Origin of the sequence: Peribacillus sp. NPDC006672, from assembly GCF_050274955.1 — a bacterium.
GTDB lineage: Bacteria > Bacillota > Bacilli > Bacillales > DSM-1321 > Peribacillus.
The window spans coordinates 79983-97143 of sequence record NZ_JBNNOR010000001.1 but is presented as its reverse complement, the minus strand read 5'-3'; the positions used below and the strand labels follow the sequence as shown (position 1 = coordinate 97143).

Here is a 17161-nt window from a genome sequence, read left to right as displayed (position 1 = left end):
TCCCCTTAATATAATCAACATAGCCTTATTAAAAAGAAGGTGATTTCACTAGACTCTCTTCATCCATTAGCTCCGTTACTTTTCGGTTTAGTCTTGGGATATATAACGCTAAAAATAAGGAACGTCCTAAACTGAATGCCAGAAATGCATGCCATAATCCATGATTGCCATGCTGGGGGACTGCTGAGAATTGGACAAATAGAAAGGCCAATAGTGCAAGGAGCATCGAGTTTCTTATGGGAACCGCTTCAGTCGCACCGGTAAATACCCCATAGAAAATGAGTCCGATAAAGGCAGTGAAAGGGAATAGGACCCTAATGCATGCGATGCCTCTACAAGATTACTTGTTAATAGTTTCGAATAGAACGGTTAAGCCATTTTGGATATTGACAATCTACGGAGTCAAACTTTTCAATCCCAAAAGATTGATAACGCTTTCAATCCGTAGAAAATGCCGGTATCTCAACAGAAAAAGGAATTAACGATTCGACATTGGCCGATTGGCAGCTAATGTTAAGCATTAATGGATTTGGACCATTACGTGGTTGAAGAAGGTGAACATTTCTTCCTGGCCGCATGGGCGTCCGTGTTCATGCCGTATTCCCTGGTACCAAATAATAAAGCAACTCCATTACAGCGTTTGGGTCGCCGACGGATACTCTGCTCAATAATAAAAGGTGGAAATGGAAAATCCCGTTTCTGAAATCCAGAAACGGGATTTTCTGATTCACATAGAAATTTGGCCTAAGAGTGTAATAAGTTAAGTTAAGTTAACACACCAATGAAATAGCCAAAAGTCGTAAATACCAAACACCAGCTGAAAGCCCCTGCACCTGCAAATATAAAGTACTTTCTTTTCCCCATTCCATTCATTCCGGACATGTAACTGGCGAAGTGGCGAACTCCTGGGATGAAATAGGCTATGATAATGGTCCAAGGACCGTATTTATTGAACCAATTCTCCAGTTTTTCCAACCTCGCGGGAGTCATTTTGATCCATTTACCATGCCTTCTCAAAAAAGGCTTACCCACCTTTTTCCCGATGAAATAACTGACAAACATCCCGGAGATCGATCCAAGGAAACTGACGAGGAATGCCCCCTGGACATTCAAAACGGAGATGGATGACAAATAGCCGACAAAAGTCATCATGAATTCATCTGGTACCGGCAAGCCAATAATCCCAATGGCCAACAGTCCATATATCGCAAAATAACCATAGTTTGATATTAAATCTTTTACTATATCCATCTATAGTACTCCATCTCAGCACCCTTTTTATAAAGTAATCCAATTTCTGATGCGGGCCTGGGTAACGTGATTACTTCTTTTTAATAGGATAACCTAATTTAACCCATATGAGTTGATTTTCATAAAAAAAGAAAAAAAAAGTAGAATAGACACGTTTTTTGTTGAAGGACTTGTATGTTAATGGCAGTCAATTTTTCTCCATGATGGAAATGAAAAACGGCAACAACAAAGCGGACTCTATACCAGAGTCCGCTTCCTCTTATTTCACAATTTTTATTTCCTTGATCGGCCAATACACTAGATTCGCCTTGCCGACAATTTCATCGACGGAAATCGTGCCGATTTCACGGCTATCCAAACTATTTTGGCGATTGTCCCCCATAAGGAACAGCTGGTTATCCGGCACTGTCATGCTGCCTGTAATATCTTCGAGCTTGAAGGATCCAGTCAGCGGCACCCCTGCCATCTGTTTCTTATATTTGTCCAAGTATGGTTCTTCATAAGCTTTCCCATTAATATAAAGCGTATCGTCTTTATATTCAATATGGTCACCTGGCAGACCGATAACCCTTTTTATATAATCTTTATCTACCGTTGCATGAAAAACGACAATATCAAACCGGTCGATACTATCGATATTCGTTCCAAACTTGGTAAGAACAATTCGTTCGTGGTCTTGCAAAGTCGGCATCATTGACTCACCGTCCACAACAATCGGTGCAAAAATATACGTTCGAATTAAAAAAGCTAGAATGACTGCAATCCCGATCGCTTTTATCCATGAAAAAACTTCTTTTCTTTTTTCCAATCGAAGTCCCTCTCTCTGTTTTTTATTCATGCAATTATATCATAATCCTTGTATGATCACGTCATACAAATAACTACATTTTACGCATTAACAATTACTTCCATTTAATATGTTGGATTTCGATACTTTCCAACTCTATTTCCCTGCGCTGCATTTGCGCCGGACAAATCGCATTATATGTACGGACTTTCTCATTTATATCGTCAATTCGTTTCATTAATTCCGATTCAGGTTCATTGATTTTTTTCAATCGAACCAATTCGGATAGCTCTTCCCGAATTTCTTTTTGCCATTTTATCCAAAGCGGAAGGTAACCGGCATCCTTTGCCTTCGTCAAGAAGTTGTCATATATATTTCCTGATAGTGCCGACTCCGGAAGCGGTTTTCCAAAGCCAGGATTATTCTTCAGCCCGCCGTCCCTTTCATAATCCTTAAAAATCTGATCCATCCAGTTTACATGCCCCTGCTCTTTGCCCATAAACAATCTCCCTTCAGATCAATTATAATTACATCTATTTACAACTATAACATTTTTATCAATATCCACTCCACCCTGAAAGATCAAATCAACGAACACCTTCTACTATTATATATACCTGCTTTCAGCCAAAAACATTCAACTCATCAAAAAAGGATTCCACTATTTACCGGAATCCTTTTTTTCATCTATTTAACTGTAATTTTCCTTTTTACCTCTGCCTTGTTCGTCGATTTATCCGTAACTGTGTAAGTCAATGTATAGGTTCCCTTTTTCTTCGTATCCACTGTACCCGTCACCTTGATTTTACTTGTCAGGTTGCCATCCAGGTTATCCTTCGCAGATACACCTGATTTAGGATTGAATGTCGATTTATAGGCAATGGTTTTACTTTTGGCACCCGAAATGACCGGCTTGGTGCCATCTAAGGTGATCTTTCTGGTGACTGTCGCTGCATTTTTCGATTGATCGGTGACCGTATACTTCAATGTATAGGTCCCCTTTTTCTTCGTATCCACCGTACCCGTTACTTTGATTTTACTTGTCAGGTTGCCATCCAGGTTATCCTTCGCAGATACACCTGATTTAGGATTGAATGTCGATTTATAGGCAATGGTTTTACTTTTGGCACCCGAAATGACCGGCTTGGTGCCATCTACGGTGATCTTTCTGGTCACTGTCGCTGTATTTTTCGATTGATCGGTGACCGTATACTTCAATGTATAGGTCCCCTTTTTCTTCGTATCCACTGTACCCGTCACCTTGATTTTACTTGTCAGGTTGCCATCGGCATTGTCCTTGGCACTCACGTTTGTTTTTGGGTTAAATGAAGAATTAAGTTTGATAGTTTTATTCCCAGCACCAGAAATCACAGGCTTGACTTGATCATAAACGGTTATTTTCCTCGTGGCCTTTGCAACATTCCCAGCCTTGTCAGCTACCGTATAAGTCAAATTATAGATGCCCACTTTCTTAGTATCCACCTTACCGTCCACACGTATGGCACTCGTTAAGTCACCATCTTTATCATCCTTTGCCTTTACGCTGGTTTTAGGATTAAAAGTTGAGTTGAACGGAATGGACTTACTAGCAGCCCCTGATATCACAGGTTTATTCGTATCCTTGATAGGGGCGGCAATCGAGAGCATATTGGAGATGTAAGCTGATGAAACATACCCCTTAATCTTTTTGTCTTCCGTTTGTACGGGGTACCAGACAAATTTATTTCCCTTAGATTCGTGATAATCAAAATTCCCAGTGATGATTAAGCTTGTATTGGATGGCACAGATACTGCACCTTCTGTAGTGCTTATTTCTTTCCTTATTTTCACGCTGGACGCCGTGAACGCTTTGTCTCCTGGCTTGAACCAATAAACAGAATCATGCGTTTGATCGGTCAGTGTGTATTCCAGCTTTTTAAAGGTGATATTTCCAGTGCTCTCCCGGTCATATTGAAAGTCTGATGTGCTGAATGGATAGATTGCCAGTTTAGTGGCATTCAAAAAACTTTGGTTTTCCAATTCGGCAAATACTTCCTCTTGGTAGGCATTCGCATTTCTTTTCCCGTTTTCCTGGTAAAGAGGACTGTTCACCGGTTTTGTCCCATTGTAAGCCATGACTGGGAAATACCAATTTTCAATGACCCTGCGTCCTGCACCTTTGATCTTGGGCAAATCCCTTCTAGAATACATGTCACTCAGTACCTCGACGCCAGCCTCGATATTATAGACTATATCATTTTCCAACTTTTTCTGGTCATACCCGCTTTTATTGGTAAGCTGCATTAGACCGATACCGCCATCACCGGACTTTATGGGTTGGCCCGCATCATTAAATTGCCTCCAATCTCCGTTTTCCTGCGTAGCCACCGCTTTTATCACTTCAGGGGGGATTTCAGCCTCTATTGCCGCATTCGTCAGTAAACAGCTAATCTGCTTATGGGAAGGATTTTTCTTCGGTTGGATTTCACCAAAAGCTGAACAGACATTGGTTAATCCAGACTCCGCAAAAGCCTGTCCATTAAACAAACCGAATGTTAAACAGGTCATTATTCCCACTTTCATTAAAGGTATCTTCATTGATCGAACTCCAGTCTATTTATATTTACATTTATAATAATAGTAACATGATAGATTAGTTATTGCAGGTACAAAAAGGTATATCTCCCTAAAATATCCACAATTTTTCCAGTTCATAATAAAAGGAGCTGACCCGCATTTTCGGGTCAGCTCCTTTGTTTCAAATTACAAAACTATGTATAGGGTGGATCATCCGATCACTTCCACCGTTTCCCTTGGTTTCCTTACAAGGCACATGATTCCCGGCACGATGAAGAAGATAAGCGGCCATACATGAAAGACCGTCAGAATGCCCGTAATGACCAATAAGATTCCGGCTCCCTTCGCTTTGCCGCCTTTTAATAGAAAGATAGCGATCAAGCCGCCTGCCAATGCGATGAACAGCGATACGACCCCCGCCCATAATAAGCCCATGAACAACTTGATTGACATATCCACCTCAGACGTCGAAAACTCGGAATCTGTCATTAATGAATAGTCTATCACTTCCGTCAAATCGATACTGTTGAGATAAACTGCCGCTATAATCGTCACGATTAAAGAAATCGCAGCAATACTCACGCCTATGATACTTAATACGAATTCCCATGTGCGTTTCATTTACTTCGCCTCCCTAGAAAAGTCACTTATATATAATACCCAATTTGGGAAGGAATAAAAGACTTTTATTCCTTCCCAAATTAGGTATCATCCTTTTCCTGATGCATAGTAAAAGTAATCCGATGAAAGTGCCAGTGGTGCTTAGCACTTCTGAAAAAAAGAACAGGTATTATGGCAAAATTAAATATTAATTAATATGATGATTGCAGCTAACCAACGCCCTATTTACGAAAAACACCCACCCAAAGGAAAAAAGACTCTGTTTTTATCAGAGCCTAATAAACATTCCTATTCACGATCAACGCCACCAATTCTTCTACAGACGGCTCTTTGGGCATCATATCCAGTGCAAATCCATAGTCTTCAAGTCTTTTGCCGGTGCTTTTCCCGCTTACCCCGATGGAGACTTGATTTAACAGCGATTCAATATCCACATCTGCCTTGTTCCAACAAAATAGACTTTGCCCTTGGTCATACCGCACTCACCCTTATCTGCTTGCAATGACCTGATAATATTTCACCAGCTCCACCATTGCACTGCCCATCCGTTGATCTTCTGGATATATGACCCGCTTGATTCCTTCATCTATTACCACCTGTGCCGTTACTTTTCCGACAGCAAGAGCAATCACATCGGATTTAAACCAGTCGATTATTTTATCTTCCACGCCTTGTTCACGGGCAAATTTCATCAAATTACGAGGCTGCGGTGCGCTCGTGAACACGACAGAATCTATTTTCCCTCCAAGAATTTCTTCGATCAGCTGACGCATCGTTTCTTTTTCGGGCGGTATATGTTCGTATGGAAGGATTTCTTTATGCTCCACTTTTTGCTCATCCAGCCAATTCATCAAAAGAGGCGCCGGATCGCCATGAAGCTGCAATGCGACCTTTACATCTCTGGGCAGATGGCCCTCTAGATTGCGAACGAGCCCTGCCGTACTGCCATCATCATCACGGATTAATGGCTGCAGGCCTAGTTTTTTCAGCATATTCACTGTTTTATAACCCCTAGCTGCAATTTTCATGGACTGCAAAGCTTCTATGAAACGATCTCCCGCTTCCATCTTCAATGCCGTTTTATATAATAGTTCCGTCCCTACTCCCGTCGTCAGGATGATCCAATCGAACTCTCCTGCCATCAAACGGGTGACATCCTCTTCCAAATGGGAATCATCAAGGAATACCGTCCCCTGTGCTGGACGAACGAGCGGGACTCCCCCAAGATTATGAACGATTTTACTAAGTTCTTCCGTCTTCCTCGCTCCCAATAAAGCAATGGTCCTGCCTTTAAGCTTACTCATCCATGCCCCTCCTATATGTACATTCATTTTTGAAACCTCTTAATCCATCTCAATCATTATACAAATTTTCAGTCTTTTAAACTATTAAAAACAAAAGTATCTATGCCTTTTTCTTTCTTTTATCTTCTATTAAATTATAGTTTAGCAGCACTTTGCAAAAAGCAGCATTACCCTTGAAATATAATGTCCATGATCATTTCCTGAAATATAAATGCATTAAATTGAATTCATTTTCACCATCACATGAAATGGTATGTATGGCATCCGACTTAATGAATGCTTCACCATCAAGTTCCCCCACTTCGTTCACCATTGAAATTACAAATATATCATCTTCCAGGTTTTTAATAAAACCCTGCACATCACCATCTCCCGTATTAAAAAGTTCAACTGAAACCATGAAGCTATTTTCATGTGCAAAATCCAGAAAACTCAAAAGTAAATCGTCATTTCCATCAACGAATTCAATATGATTTTGTTTTTTTGCCATATATAATCTCTTGATTTTATTAATGTATTTCGTATTGACATTGATTTGGTGAATGCTTTCAAGATAAAGTAAACTGTATCCACCATACATCCCGGTTGAAGTAATATTAGCTGCCACTACAAACGCATCTGACACTTTTAGTATCTTGGCCACACCGAATTTCCTTAAATCATTTGTATCCGAGTATAATTCGACAAGTTCTTCTCTTTCAGAAATTTTAAGCAATTGTTTTTTCATCTTTCAATTCCCTTTCTCCGAAATGATTTATAAGCCCAAATTCTTCATTAAGTTTAAATCCGCTAGTTTTAACTTTCCTTCCAAGTAAAAAAAGACTGCCACCAGGACAGCCAGTTCCATTTATCAATTCTTGTGCACGGCCCTTTGGGCAATTTGCTCATGTTCTTTTTTCACAAAAACATCATATTGAGTGGTTTTATGGCGATTTTGAAAATCCTGGGAACCTAAATTCATAGGCGTTTTCGTTTTGAATTGTATACCCTCGTTTTCCAATTTCGCTATCACCTTAAAATAATTATCATTTCCGAATGCCGTATAGATACAAGTCCAGTATTTATAGGAAATTATTTTGGCAGTTACGATACAGGCTATGACCAAAATCAGCATTCCAATGATGATATAAATCAAACTTCTCAGCCCCTTTTAAACCTTTAGGAATATCCCTTCTTTACACTATATTCTTTTGTGCCATGCATCATCTCCTTTTTAAAACTGCAATCACTTTGCTCAGGATCCGACAACTACTGCAAAGGTGCTACTATCATGTAAAAAAACCTAAATAAATATTTTTGTTTGTTGCAATGTTATAGTGCTATGTAGTACAATTACTTTGTGAAATACTTCACAAAGTAATTGTTTATAACAACTCTGCAAACATAAAAACATGCAAGCCTGCAAATTTTTTACATCTTTTTGTGAAATGTTTCACATACTAAAGGGATGGAGATATCCTTTTAAGTCTTCTCTTTAAAAAGGTTTTACATTCGAAAAAATTGGAGGTATTCATTATGAATTCTACACAGGGAAATAAAGTCGTATTAGTTGGTACTGGTGCAGTTGGATCTAGTTATGCCTATGCTTTGATGAATCAAGGAATATGTGATGAGTTGGTTCTTGTCGATTTGAATCAAGAAAAAGCGAAAGGCGATGTTATGGACCTAGATCATGGTCTTGTGTATGCACCTAGTGCCATGAATATAAAATCCGGATCATACGAGGACTGTAGGGATGCTGCAATCGTAGTCATATGTGCTGGAGCTGCTCAAAAGCCTGGAGAAACCAGGCTAGATCTTGTAAGGAAAAACATGAGCATTTTTGAATCAATCGTAGGCAGCATCATGAAAGCTGGATTTAATGGCATTTTCTTGGTCGCAACGAATCCAGTAGACATTTTGGCATATGCGACATGGAAATTTTCCGGTTTACCGAAAGAAAAAGTGATTGGTTCAGGGACTATCTTGGATTCTGCAAGATTCCGCTCTTTATTAGGGCAAGAATTTAATACCGCACCTACAAGTATCCATGCCTATATCATTGGTGAACATGGTGATTCACAACTTCCGGTTTGGAGCTCTGCCAATTTTTCCGGATTGCCGATAGCTCCAAAATTAAATGAAGCAAGAAAAAAAGAGATTGCCGTTCAAGTCCGTGATGCTGCATACCAGATCATTGAGTCGAAGGGTGCTACGTATTATGGAATCGCCATGGGATTGGCGAGAATCACAAAAGCGATCTTAAAGAATGAAAATGTCGTCTTACCAGTTGGCTCATTGTTGGAAGGCGAATATGGCCATAGTAATGTTTATATTGGTACCCCTACAGTCATTAATCGCACAGGCGCAAAAAACATTGTCGAGCTTACCCTAAACGAGAGCGAAAAAGAACAGTTTGCCCGCTCTGTTCATACGCTTCAAGATATTCAAGCCCAATTTTGGGAGTAGTTCATACACTAACCAGAATTTCTTACGCAGGGAGCTGTCATTATGTTAGTACAAACATACAACCCATTTAATAATCTTGCCATTTCAGCATTAGTTGCAGCTATACCGATCCTTTTATTTCTATTATGCTTGACGATTTTTAAGATGAAAGGAATCCACGCAGCCCTTCTAAACTTATTTGTTACCTTTCTTATCGTCCTTTTCCTCTTTAAGCTACCTTTGGGTGAAGCCATCGGAAGTGTGGCTCAAGGTACGTTCCAAGGGATATGGCCGATTGGCTATATCATCGTGATGGCGGTCTGGTTATATAAAGTCTCTGTGAAATCCGGAAAGTTCGAGGTGTTACGCGGTAGCATAGCAGGGATTTCACAAGACCAACGCCTTCAGCTCTTACTTATTGGTTTTTGCTTTAACGCCTTTCTTGAAGGAGCAGCAGGTTTTGGTGTACCGATCGCAATCTGCGCCGTCCTATTAGTTTCATTGGGATTCAAGCCTTTACAGGCAGCGATGCTTTGTCTAATAGCAAATGGCGCTTCGGGAGCATTTGGGGCAATCGGCATACCGGTTGGCATCATCGGGACATTCGGCTTGGAAAATGTAACATCGATGAATGTGTCCATGATGACGGCCTTAACACTGCCGCTCATTAACTTTACCATTCCGTTTTTATTAATATGGCTGATGGATGGCTTTAAGGGGATCAGAGAAGTATTGCCGGCCATATTAGTGACATCGATTACTTATACGGTGTCCCAGGCGATCATGACCGTTTTTGTAGGCCCAGAGTTAGCTGACATTATTCCATCTCTCTTAACCATGGGGGTGCTGGCTTTATTTCTTAATAAGTGGCAGCCTAAACATCTATTTTTACTCAACGGCAAGGAATTTGAATTCGAAAAACATTCAATTGGCGATATCGTAAAGGCATGGTCTCCATTTTATCTATTGACGCTATTTGTTTTGATTTGGAGCTTTCCTGCCTTTAAAGGACTGTTCTCTCAAGGAGGTATCCTCGAATCGGCTGTCCTGAAATTCATATTTCCGGGATCTTCGATTACGATCGGCATTGATTTAATCGGTGCAACGGGAACAGCGATCTTATTGGCTGCGCTGACGACCATCGCTACGACGAAAGCCATTAATGTCAGTGAAGGTCTTTCCCTCCTGAAAAAAACGGTTTTAGAGTTTCGGATTCCGATCATCATGATCTGTGCGATTATCGGCATAGCCAAATTGATGTCATATGGTGGATTAACAAATGTTTTGGGGGAAGCGGTTGCGACAACAGGACATATATTCCCGCTATTATCACCGCTATTAGGGTGGATCGGCGTGTTCATGACTGGATCTGTAGTAAATAACAATACGTTATTTGCTCCAATACAGGCTACGGCAGGCAACATCATAGGGACAAACTCATCATTATTGGTTTCCGCAAACACTGCCGGGGGGGTCATGGCAAAGCTCGTTTCTCCACAATCGATTGTAATAGCGACGGCTGCAGTTGGCGAAACCGGAAAAGAATCCGCTTTAACGAAAATGACATTGAAATACAGCTTTGGGTTATTAGCCTTCGTGTGCATTTGGACATTTATTTTATCGTTATTCTTTAAGTGAATCCAAGTAAAACTCACGGCTTCGAAAAAGACTGCATCCAAGATGATCAGTTCATCTTGAATGCAGCCTTTTTACATTTAAAGCAAACGCTCTTGTCCTTCCTAGCCGGTTTATTTTTCCGGCACGTTACAAGAACCGTCCGTACAGGCTTCACCTGTTGCTGGATCATTCACCATTTGCAGCGGATTTTCCTCGGCCCATATTTTTTTCAGCGTATCGAGGAATGCTTCTGTTGGCTGTGCGCCGGAGATGCCATACTTGCGGTTGATGACAAAGAAGGGAACACCGGTTATTCCAAGCTGGCTGCCTTCCTGCTCATCGCCCCTTACTTCCGCAGTGAATGCCATCCCGGCGAGAATGGCTTCAGCTTCAGACTTATCAAGACCAGCCTCTTCGGCTAACTTAACCAATGTAGCATGATCGCCAATATGCTTGCCTTCGGTAAAGTATGCTTTGAACAGGAGCTCGTTCATTTCATTCTCTTTACCTTTTGATTCAGCAAGGTACATCAAGCGGTGTGCATCAAATGAATTCGTTAAAACCACTTTGTCCAAATGATATTCGAGACCCAATTCTTTAGCCTGCTGTGTCAGGTTTTGATTGTTCGCTTCCACATCCGCTTGAGACATGTTGTATTTCTTGGCCAGCATTTCATTTTGGGACATATTGATATCCCGCTCAGCCTCTGGGTTCAACTCAAAGCTGCGAAACGCTACCTCCACCTGCTCTTTATTTTCAAATTGCTTCAAAGCCTCTTCGAATCGACGCTTCCCTATATAACAGAACGGACATTGATAATCCGACCAAATTTCCACCTTCATGTAAATTCCTCCTTATATTAAATGCAACCACATTAAGCACATTATATATTCCAGGGTATCCTCTTGCAAGGATATTACCCTAGACACTCTTTTTCAAAATGGGTGAAGTCGACTTTTTTCATGAATTCTTCTAATGTATAGCCCTTTAATAGGCGCAACGTTTCCTTTTCGGCCTCGTTCATGATTTCCTCCAAAGCCGTATCCAGCTGCTTCCCGACTTCACCGCATTCGCTCGTTTCCATACAAACAAGGCATTCCGGCCGCACCGCTTGATACACATCCGCCAAAGTAAGCTCGGAAGCAGGCACCTTCAAGCTATATCCCCCATCACGGCCTTCCTTTGTTTCGACGATGCCCTCAGCAGCAAGCTGAGCCATCACCCTTCTTAAAAAAGTAGCATGTGATTTCACCTTTGAGGCAATCGCCGAACTTGTCAGGAGCTTTTCGCTTTGTGCGAGCCAAACAAGAGAGTGGATGGCGATGGCAAAGCGCGGCGGTCCAATTTGATTGTTTCGATTACCTGAAGACATGGTTATCCCCCTTACAAATCCTATCTCCACTTTTTACATGATATATATAAGGCCATTATACTATGTTCCGTTCTTCCGAACAAATAACCCCCGCCTCTTTCCTCTTTGATAAAGGGAGCATTATTGATATACTTTTATAGTCTGAATTTTAAATCTTTAATAACAGGAGATCTTCCATGAAGGAAAAATACCCCTATTTACTCGTCATACTTGGCGCAATGCTGTGGGGAACGACCGGAACCGCCCAGTCATTCGCCCCTGATGGAGCCCATCCCATTGCAATAGGTGCCGTCCGCTTGGCAGTCGGCGGGACCGCATTATTGCTCATTGCAATCTGGCAAAAAAAATTAACGCGATACAATTGGCCATTAAAAGAGACCATTTTAGCCACGTTAGGCATGACCTGTTACCAGCCGCTATTTTTCATGGCTGTCAGCATGACCGGAATTGCCATCGGCACCATCATTACACTAAGCAGCGCCCCCATCATCGCCGGATTCCTTGAATGGCTGTTCAGTAAAAAACGTCCATCAATAAGTTGGTGGATTGCCACAGGATTATCGATTGCCGGATGCTTACTGCTTTTTTCCAATCAAGGATCCGTCACCATCGATCCAGTAGGTGCGCTGCTTGCGCTTGGGGCTGGAGCTTCTTTTACCGTTTATACACTTGTTAGTAAAAGGATCTTGGATAAACAGCCTCCAGAAGCGACTGCTGCTGTCATCTTTAGTTTTAGTGCCCTGCTATTGGCACCCGCTTTATTCATAATGGATATCAGCTGGATCGGCACAACGGGCGGGATGGCCGTCAGCCTTCACCTTGGACTACTTGCTACAGCAGCAGCCTACTTATTTTTTAATAAAGGGCTATTATCCGTTCCCTCATCAACAGCCGTTTCCTTATCACTCACAGAGCCGCTGACAGCCGCTCTTCTCGGTGTCTTCCTTGTCGGCGAGAGCTTGGGCCCCATGTCATGGATCGGGGTCGGATTACTCTTATGCGGAATCATCTCATTGACGATTTCACCAGGGGCACGAAGAAATCCTACAATGTTGAAACAGGAGCTGTCTACGAAAAAGTGACGCTTTTACAGAGTTGGCATCATAATTTAATAAGCTAGGATTTTTCCTAGCTTATTTTTTTGTCTGATCGCAGCATAAGCTGTAAATGGATTAATTCGACCTTCAAAGGGATAATTCGATCCTCATACGAATTAATCAGCTCTTTAAGGGTACTAAGTAATACAAAAACCAGACGGCATGGTTTTGTTCATCGGCGGCAGCACGCCGGAACGCCTTTCGAATGGATCGATCAGCCGCACCATCAGCGACTTCCAGATAAAAATCAACGGTTTCCTGTTCATCTTGAATGGCAAATTCCAATCCGGCTGCATAGGAGTCCGGGCATGTTTCCGTCACTTTAGGCTGTGGCTGCACCCCTGTCAAACTGTTGTATATCCGGGTGAATGCTTGGAAGTGTTTTATTTCATCTTCCCTTATTTCAATGATTTGTTTCCTCTGCTTTTCATCTGGCGCTAATGCAGCCAGTTTCTCATAACACTGGATTGCGGTGTACTCGCCATTTATCGCCTTTTCAACCTGGCGAATCAACTTATCCTGCTGTCTATTCCAATCACCTTCATATATTTCATGTCCATTCATGGCATAATACCTCCCTGTTCTGTATTCCATATAGTATGAAATACAGAGAATCAGGTGCCCATCAGATCATTTTATGCCTTCAAAATATGAACGGAAGCGAAGTCTCGCCCCCGGTTTTCATATCTTTGATTTTGATGAGATTTGCTTTCACTTCATTTTCCCCAATGATCATGACAGCTTGAATTCCTTCTTTGTTTGCCCTTTCCAATGCTTTGTTCACCTTTTTACCTGATAATTCCACTTCCACTTTAAAACCCTTTTGGCGGTATTTTTTTGCCACGGATAACGCTTCTTTTTCCATACCAATTGGAATAATATAATAGTCAAGATTAGAAACATTTTTCGTTTGATTTCTACCTTTCAATATAGTTAAAATCACATCCAGACCAAAAGATATGCCAACCGTCGAAACTATATCATTTGTACCTGCAAGCCCGCCGATTGCATTGTCATATCTTCCTCCACTTCCAATGCTTGACTTTAATTCGCCGTCTGCAAGAAAGATTTCATATACAGTTCCGGAATAAATCTCAAGGCCCCGGGCTAAAAACGGATTAAAGATGCAGACATCCTCAAGTTGTAAGTATTTCAATAACCCCTTTAACTCCGATAATTCCTTTACTCCTTCTTGGAGTAGAATATTGTCTGATACCAAGCTTTTAAAGAAACTCAAATCGATTGTTTCCCTTTTATTCAGCCAATTTCTAATTGCATTGATCGTTTCAACTGCCACTTGTTTTCTCTCTAATTCCTGTGAAACCCCCTCTATCGATATTTTTTCAAGTTTATCCAAAGTTAATGTCACATCAGCTATTTCTGACTTAGGGACACCCAGTACTTCAAGCATGCCCGCTAATAGCTTCCGGTTGTTATATTGAATACGCACATCTACACCCAATTTCTGAAATGCCTCAATCGCCATCATCATTAGCTCTGCCTCCGCCGCCTGTGATTCCACGCCAACTACATCAACATCGCATTGGGTGAACTCACGAAACCTCCCTGCCTTAATTGGACCATCCCGAAACACTTTTCCGATCTCATACCGTTTAAACGGCTTCCTTATTCCTGGATTCATCGCGACGACCTTTGCAAAAGGAATGGTTAAGTCATAACGAAGCGCTAATTCCCGCTTGCCCTGATCAGTCAGTGTGTACATTTCTTTTAAAATTTCCGCTCCTCCTCCATATTTCGAAGAAAGTAATTCGGTATAATTCAAAATTGGTGTTTCAATTGACTGACATCCATAAAGAAGGAATACATCCTCTAAAGTCCTTTTAATCTGATTACGAATTTCCTCATCTTGTGGTAAATAATCCTGTGTACCTTTTACATTTTGATAAGCCATCTTCTTCATTAAAACTCCTCCTTTTGTTAGAAAAAATAAAAAACCGCATCTGATTAACTTACTAATCAAATACGGTTCATGATAAATAGCTTTCCTATTCACGATTTTTTAGCAATCGGATAGCAAAGCTACTGAGTATGATGATGAAGTTGTGAATTCAAGAAGGTTTTTCGTTCTTTCATTTTCATCACTCCTAATTGTCATGTATTGTAGCATATATCCTTTAAAGGAACAATATCCCATTATAATCTATTGAATGATTTGCACATTCTCATATAAATAAGCTTCTTCCGGTGCCTTTATTTTCTTCGACTCTTTTAATTCGATCACAGGTACGGCTTCCCCTTTATAGCTTCCTTTTTTTAAAGTACCCGTAACGGTGTACCAATCATTCGTCTTCATCCCTTCCACATTCCCATTGACCATATATCCGTATAACGTCGCATCCACTACACAGCAGGACATGGAGAGGCGGGAGATGGCCATTTGTTTTTCTGTAAAAGTATCCTCACGATATATGAACCCCGTAAGCTCTATTTCTTTCCCCTCGATTGTATCGAGGTTGTTCAGTAAATCATCCAGTACCTCAAAGTAATTATCATCCGTAACAGTAATCTTCTCCCCATTCGTATGTTTCCCTTTATCATACGAGCTTACCTTCTGTGGCTGCTGGTTCGCCATCCCTCTTTTCGCCAGAACTTCCCCGCTTAATGTAAAATCGGTCAAGATGAAGCCCAGAAGAATCGGAATGAAGAACAAACTATATTTCAGGACCAGCGCGGATGGGGAAGACTCTCCATTCGATCCACAATCACAATGATGTGGACCCTGTTTTTGTTTTTTCATACGGAGAAGACTGATCACTAAAAAAGCAAAAAGCGCCGCCATTGCATATGGAACCATTTTGGGCGCAATCAATTTCGTTAAATGGCCCGAAACATACAATTTAAAAATCATGAGGCCCAGTCCAAGCAGAAGCAATCCCTCAAGTCTTTGGATAAAAAAACGTTTCATCAGAAGCCCCCCTTACTGATCAATCCGCCTGCAATCAGGCATAGGCTGAAGACGACTGCGAAAACAAGCAAGACATATGTTACGACAAAGCTCCGTTTAAAGCAGGACATCATGATCAGGACATTTTTCAAATCCAGCATGGGACCAAATACAAGGAAACCCAGTATCGAACCTGGTAAAAAACTATGGGAAAAGGAAGCAGCAACGAATGCATCAGCAGATGAACAGAGTGAAAGCACAAATGCAATCCCCATCATCAATGCCGTGCCTTTTATCGGCGCCTGACCAATATCGGCCATTACGGTCCGATCCATAAACACTTGAAATATACTGGCAAACAAAGCCCCAATGATAAAGTATCTGCCGACCATAAAAAATTCCTGTGAAGTATGATCAATGAAGCTTGTCCATTTCGTTGGCCTAATATCGTGTTCATGGCCGTGAACCACTTCAAATTTCTCCTCTTTCACCACATCTTTAGAGCTGAATATATAAATGAATACACCTACGATTATGGCAGTCAGGACACAAAGAATGATTCTTCCATATAGAATGGTCGGATTATTTTGAAACGCATAATAAGTTGAGCCGAACACGATGACATTCAATATTGGGGCAGTTACGAGCAAGACAACACCTGCATGGACCGGGACACCCTTTTGAATCAATCTCCGTACGACCGGGATGATTGCACATTCGCAGACCGGAATAATCAGCGCTGCCCCTATCGCAGCAAAAATAGCTGTCAGGGGTCGTTTTGGTATCATTCGCTGAATAATTTCTTCACTGATGAACAACTGGATGAACGAAGATGCCACGGCACCCAGGAACAGGAAAGGAATCGATTCTAAAAACAACCCCAAAAACACGACGAACACAGAGTGAAGCATCGGGTAACCCGAGAGATCAATCCCTTTTGGAATGAACAAATCGCCTAGAAAAAAGAATGCCAGCAGCAAAAACAATAGAACCAATAACAGCAAATTACCCGTGTAACGTTTCAAAAGCATGTTCAACCACCTCACAAATCATAATTATTACGATTTAAGTTTTAACTCGGTCTAGTATATGCTTTTGATAGGGGGTACATGACAAGAAACAAAAGAGAATGGAAGACATTCCTCCACCCTCTTTTATAAATTTCAATATCAATCTTTATTCTCTTCATCTTCTTCATATAAATCGTGTTCACCAATATAAATA

The 17161-nt window shown here is 41.2% G+C and carries 18 protein-coding genes; 3 read left to right on the top strand and 15 right to left on the bottom strand.

Features of this window, described 5'->3' with window-relative positions; genetic code table 11:
* Positions 1-765: 765 nt before the first annotated feature.
* The 9 genes from ACQKKK_RS00530 to ACQKKK_RS00490 form a co-directional block, all read right to left on the bottom strand.
* A complete protein-coding gene (locus tag ACQKKK_RS00530; protein ID WP_427613274.1) occupies positions 766-1251 on the bottom strand; it encodes a DedA family protein in 486 nt (161 codons plus the stop codon).
* A gap of 259 nt (positions 1252-1510) precedes the next feature.
* Entirely contained in the window at positions 1511-2089 is a 579-nt protein-coding gene (gene lepB / locus ACQKKK_RS00525; protein ID WP_427613272.1) for a signal peptidase I, read from the bottom strand.
* 64 nt (positions 2090-2153) lie between these two features.
* Positions 2154-2537 carry a DnaJ family domain-containing protein gene (locus ACQKKK_RS00520; protein WP_427613270.1) on the bottom strand — a complete coding sequence of 128 codons (384 nt, stop codon included), beginning with the start codon at positions 2535-2537 and terminating at the stop codon, positions 2154-2156.
* A gap of 188 nt (positions 2538-2725) precedes the next feature.
* Positions 2726-4615, bottom strand: coding sequence for an immunoglobulin-like domain-containing protein (locus tag ACQKKK_RS00515; protein WP_427613268.1), 1890 nt, complete (start codon positions 4613-4615; stop codon positions 2726-2728).
* 189 nt (positions 4616-4804) lie between these two features.
* Positions 4805-5215, bottom strand: coding sequence for a DUF4064 domain-containing protein (locus ACQKKK_RS00510; protein ID WP_427613267.1), 411 nt, complete (start codon positions 5213-5215; stop codon positions 4805-4807).
* Positions 5216-5490: 275 nt separating this feature from the next.
* Positions 5491-5697: a hypothetical protein gene (locus tag ACQKKK_RS00505; RefSeq protein ID WP_427613265.1), complete on the bottom strand. Its 207-nt coding sequence runs from the start codon at positions 5695-5697 to the stop codon at positions 5491-5493.
* Positions 5698-5703: 6 nt separating this feature from the next.
* Positions 5704-6519 carry a uroporphyrinogen-III synthase gene (locus ACQKKK_RS00500; RefSeq protein WP_427613264.1) on the bottom strand — a complete coding sequence of 272 codons (816 nt, stop codon included), beginning with the start codon at positions 6517-6519 and terminating at the stop codon, positions 5704-5706.
* Between the two features lie 193 nt (positions 6520-6712).
* Positions 6713-7246: a hypothetical protein gene (locus ACQKKK_RS00495; protein WP_427613262.1), complete on the bottom strand. Its 534-nt coding sequence runs from the start codon at positions 7244-7246 to the stop codon at positions 6713-6715.
* Positions 7247-7369: 123 nt separating this feature from the next.
* A complete protein-coding gene (locus ACQKKK_RS00490) occupies positions 7370-7654 on the bottom strand; it encodes a hypothetical protein (RefSeq protein WP_427613261.1) in 285 nt (94 codons plus the stop codon).
* 380 nt (positions 7655-8034) lie between these two features.
* On the opposite strand from ACQKKK_RS00490, the gene ACQKKK_RS00485 reads away from it, so the two are divergent.
* Together ACQKKK_RS00485 and ACQKKK_RS00480 are read left to right on the top strand one after the other, a co-directional pair.
* Complete coding sequence (locus ACQKKK_RS00485) at positions 8035-8967, top strand: L-lactate dehydrogenase (protein ID WP_427613259.1); 933 nt, start codon at positions 8035-8037, stop codon at positions 8965-8967.
* Between the two features lie 42 nt (positions 8968-9009).
* Positions 9010-10584 (top strand): L-lactate permease, encoded by a 1575-nt coding sequence (locus tag ACQKKK_RS00480; RefSeq protein ID WP_427613257.1) that lies wholly within the window; start codon positions 9010-9012, stop codon positions 10582-10584.
* Positions 10585-10694: 110 nt separating this feature from the next.
* Here ACQKKK_RS00480 and ACQKKK_RS00475 read toward each other — a convergent pair whose 3' ends face one another.
* Both ACQKKK_RS00475 and ACQKKK_RS00470 read right to left on the bottom strand, forming a co-directional pair.
* On the bottom strand, positions 10695-11405 hold the full coding sequence (locus ACQKKK_RS00475) for a DsbA family oxidoreductase (RefSeq protein WP_427613255.1): 711 nt from the start codon (positions 11403-11405) through the stop codon (positions 10695-10697).
* Between the two features lie 74 nt (positions 11406-11479).
* Positions 11480-11935, bottom strand: coding sequence for an RrF2 family transcriptional regulator (locus tag ACQKKK_RS00470; RefSeq protein ID WP_427613253.1), 456 nt, complete (start codon positions 11933-11935; stop codon positions 11480-11482).
* Positions 11936-12111: 176 nt separating this feature from the next.
* Between ACQKKK_RS00470 and ACQKKK_RS00465 the strand changes: the two genes are divergently transcribed.
* Positions 12112-13017, top strand: coding sequence for a DMT family transporter (locus ACQKKK_RS00465; RefSeq protein ID WP_427613251.1), 906 nt, complete (start codon positions 12112-12114; stop codon positions 13015-13017).
* 135 nt (positions 13018-13152) lie between these two features.
* On the opposite strand, the gene ACQKKK_RS00460 is transcribed toward ACQKKK_RS00465, so the two are convergent.
* The 4 genes from ACQKKK_RS00460 to ACQKKK_RS00445 all read right to left on the bottom strand — a co-directional run bounded on the left by ACQKKK_RS00460 (position 13153) and on the right by ACQKKK_RS00445 (position 16968).
* A complete protein-coding gene (locus ACQKKK_RS00460) occupies positions 13153-13596 on the bottom strand; it encodes a ferritin family protein (RefSeq protein WP_427613250.1) in 444 nt (147 codons plus the stop codon).
* Positions 13597-13675: 79 nt separating this feature from the next.
* Positions 13676-14953 (bottom strand): histidine--tRNA ligase, encoded by a 1278-nt coding sequence (locus tag ACQKKK_RS00455; RefSeq protein WP_427613248.1) that lies wholly within the window; start codon positions 14951-14953, stop codon positions 13676-13678.
* A gap of 240 nt (positions 14954-15193) precedes the next feature.
* On the bottom strand, positions 15194-15958 hold the full coding sequence (locus ACQKKK_RS00450; protein WP_427613246.1) for a TIGR03943 family putative permease subunit: 765 nt from the start codon (positions 15956-15958) through the stop codon (positions 15194-15196).
* Complete coding sequence (locus ACQKKK_RS00445) at positions 15958-16968, bottom strand: permease (RefSeq protein WP_427613244.1); 1011 nt, start codon at positions 16966-16968, stop codon at positions 15958-15960. The genes ACQKKK_RS00450 and ACQKKK_RS00445 overlap by 1 nt, the downstream gene beginning before the upstream one ends.
* Positions 16969-17161 lie beyond the last annotated feature (193 nt).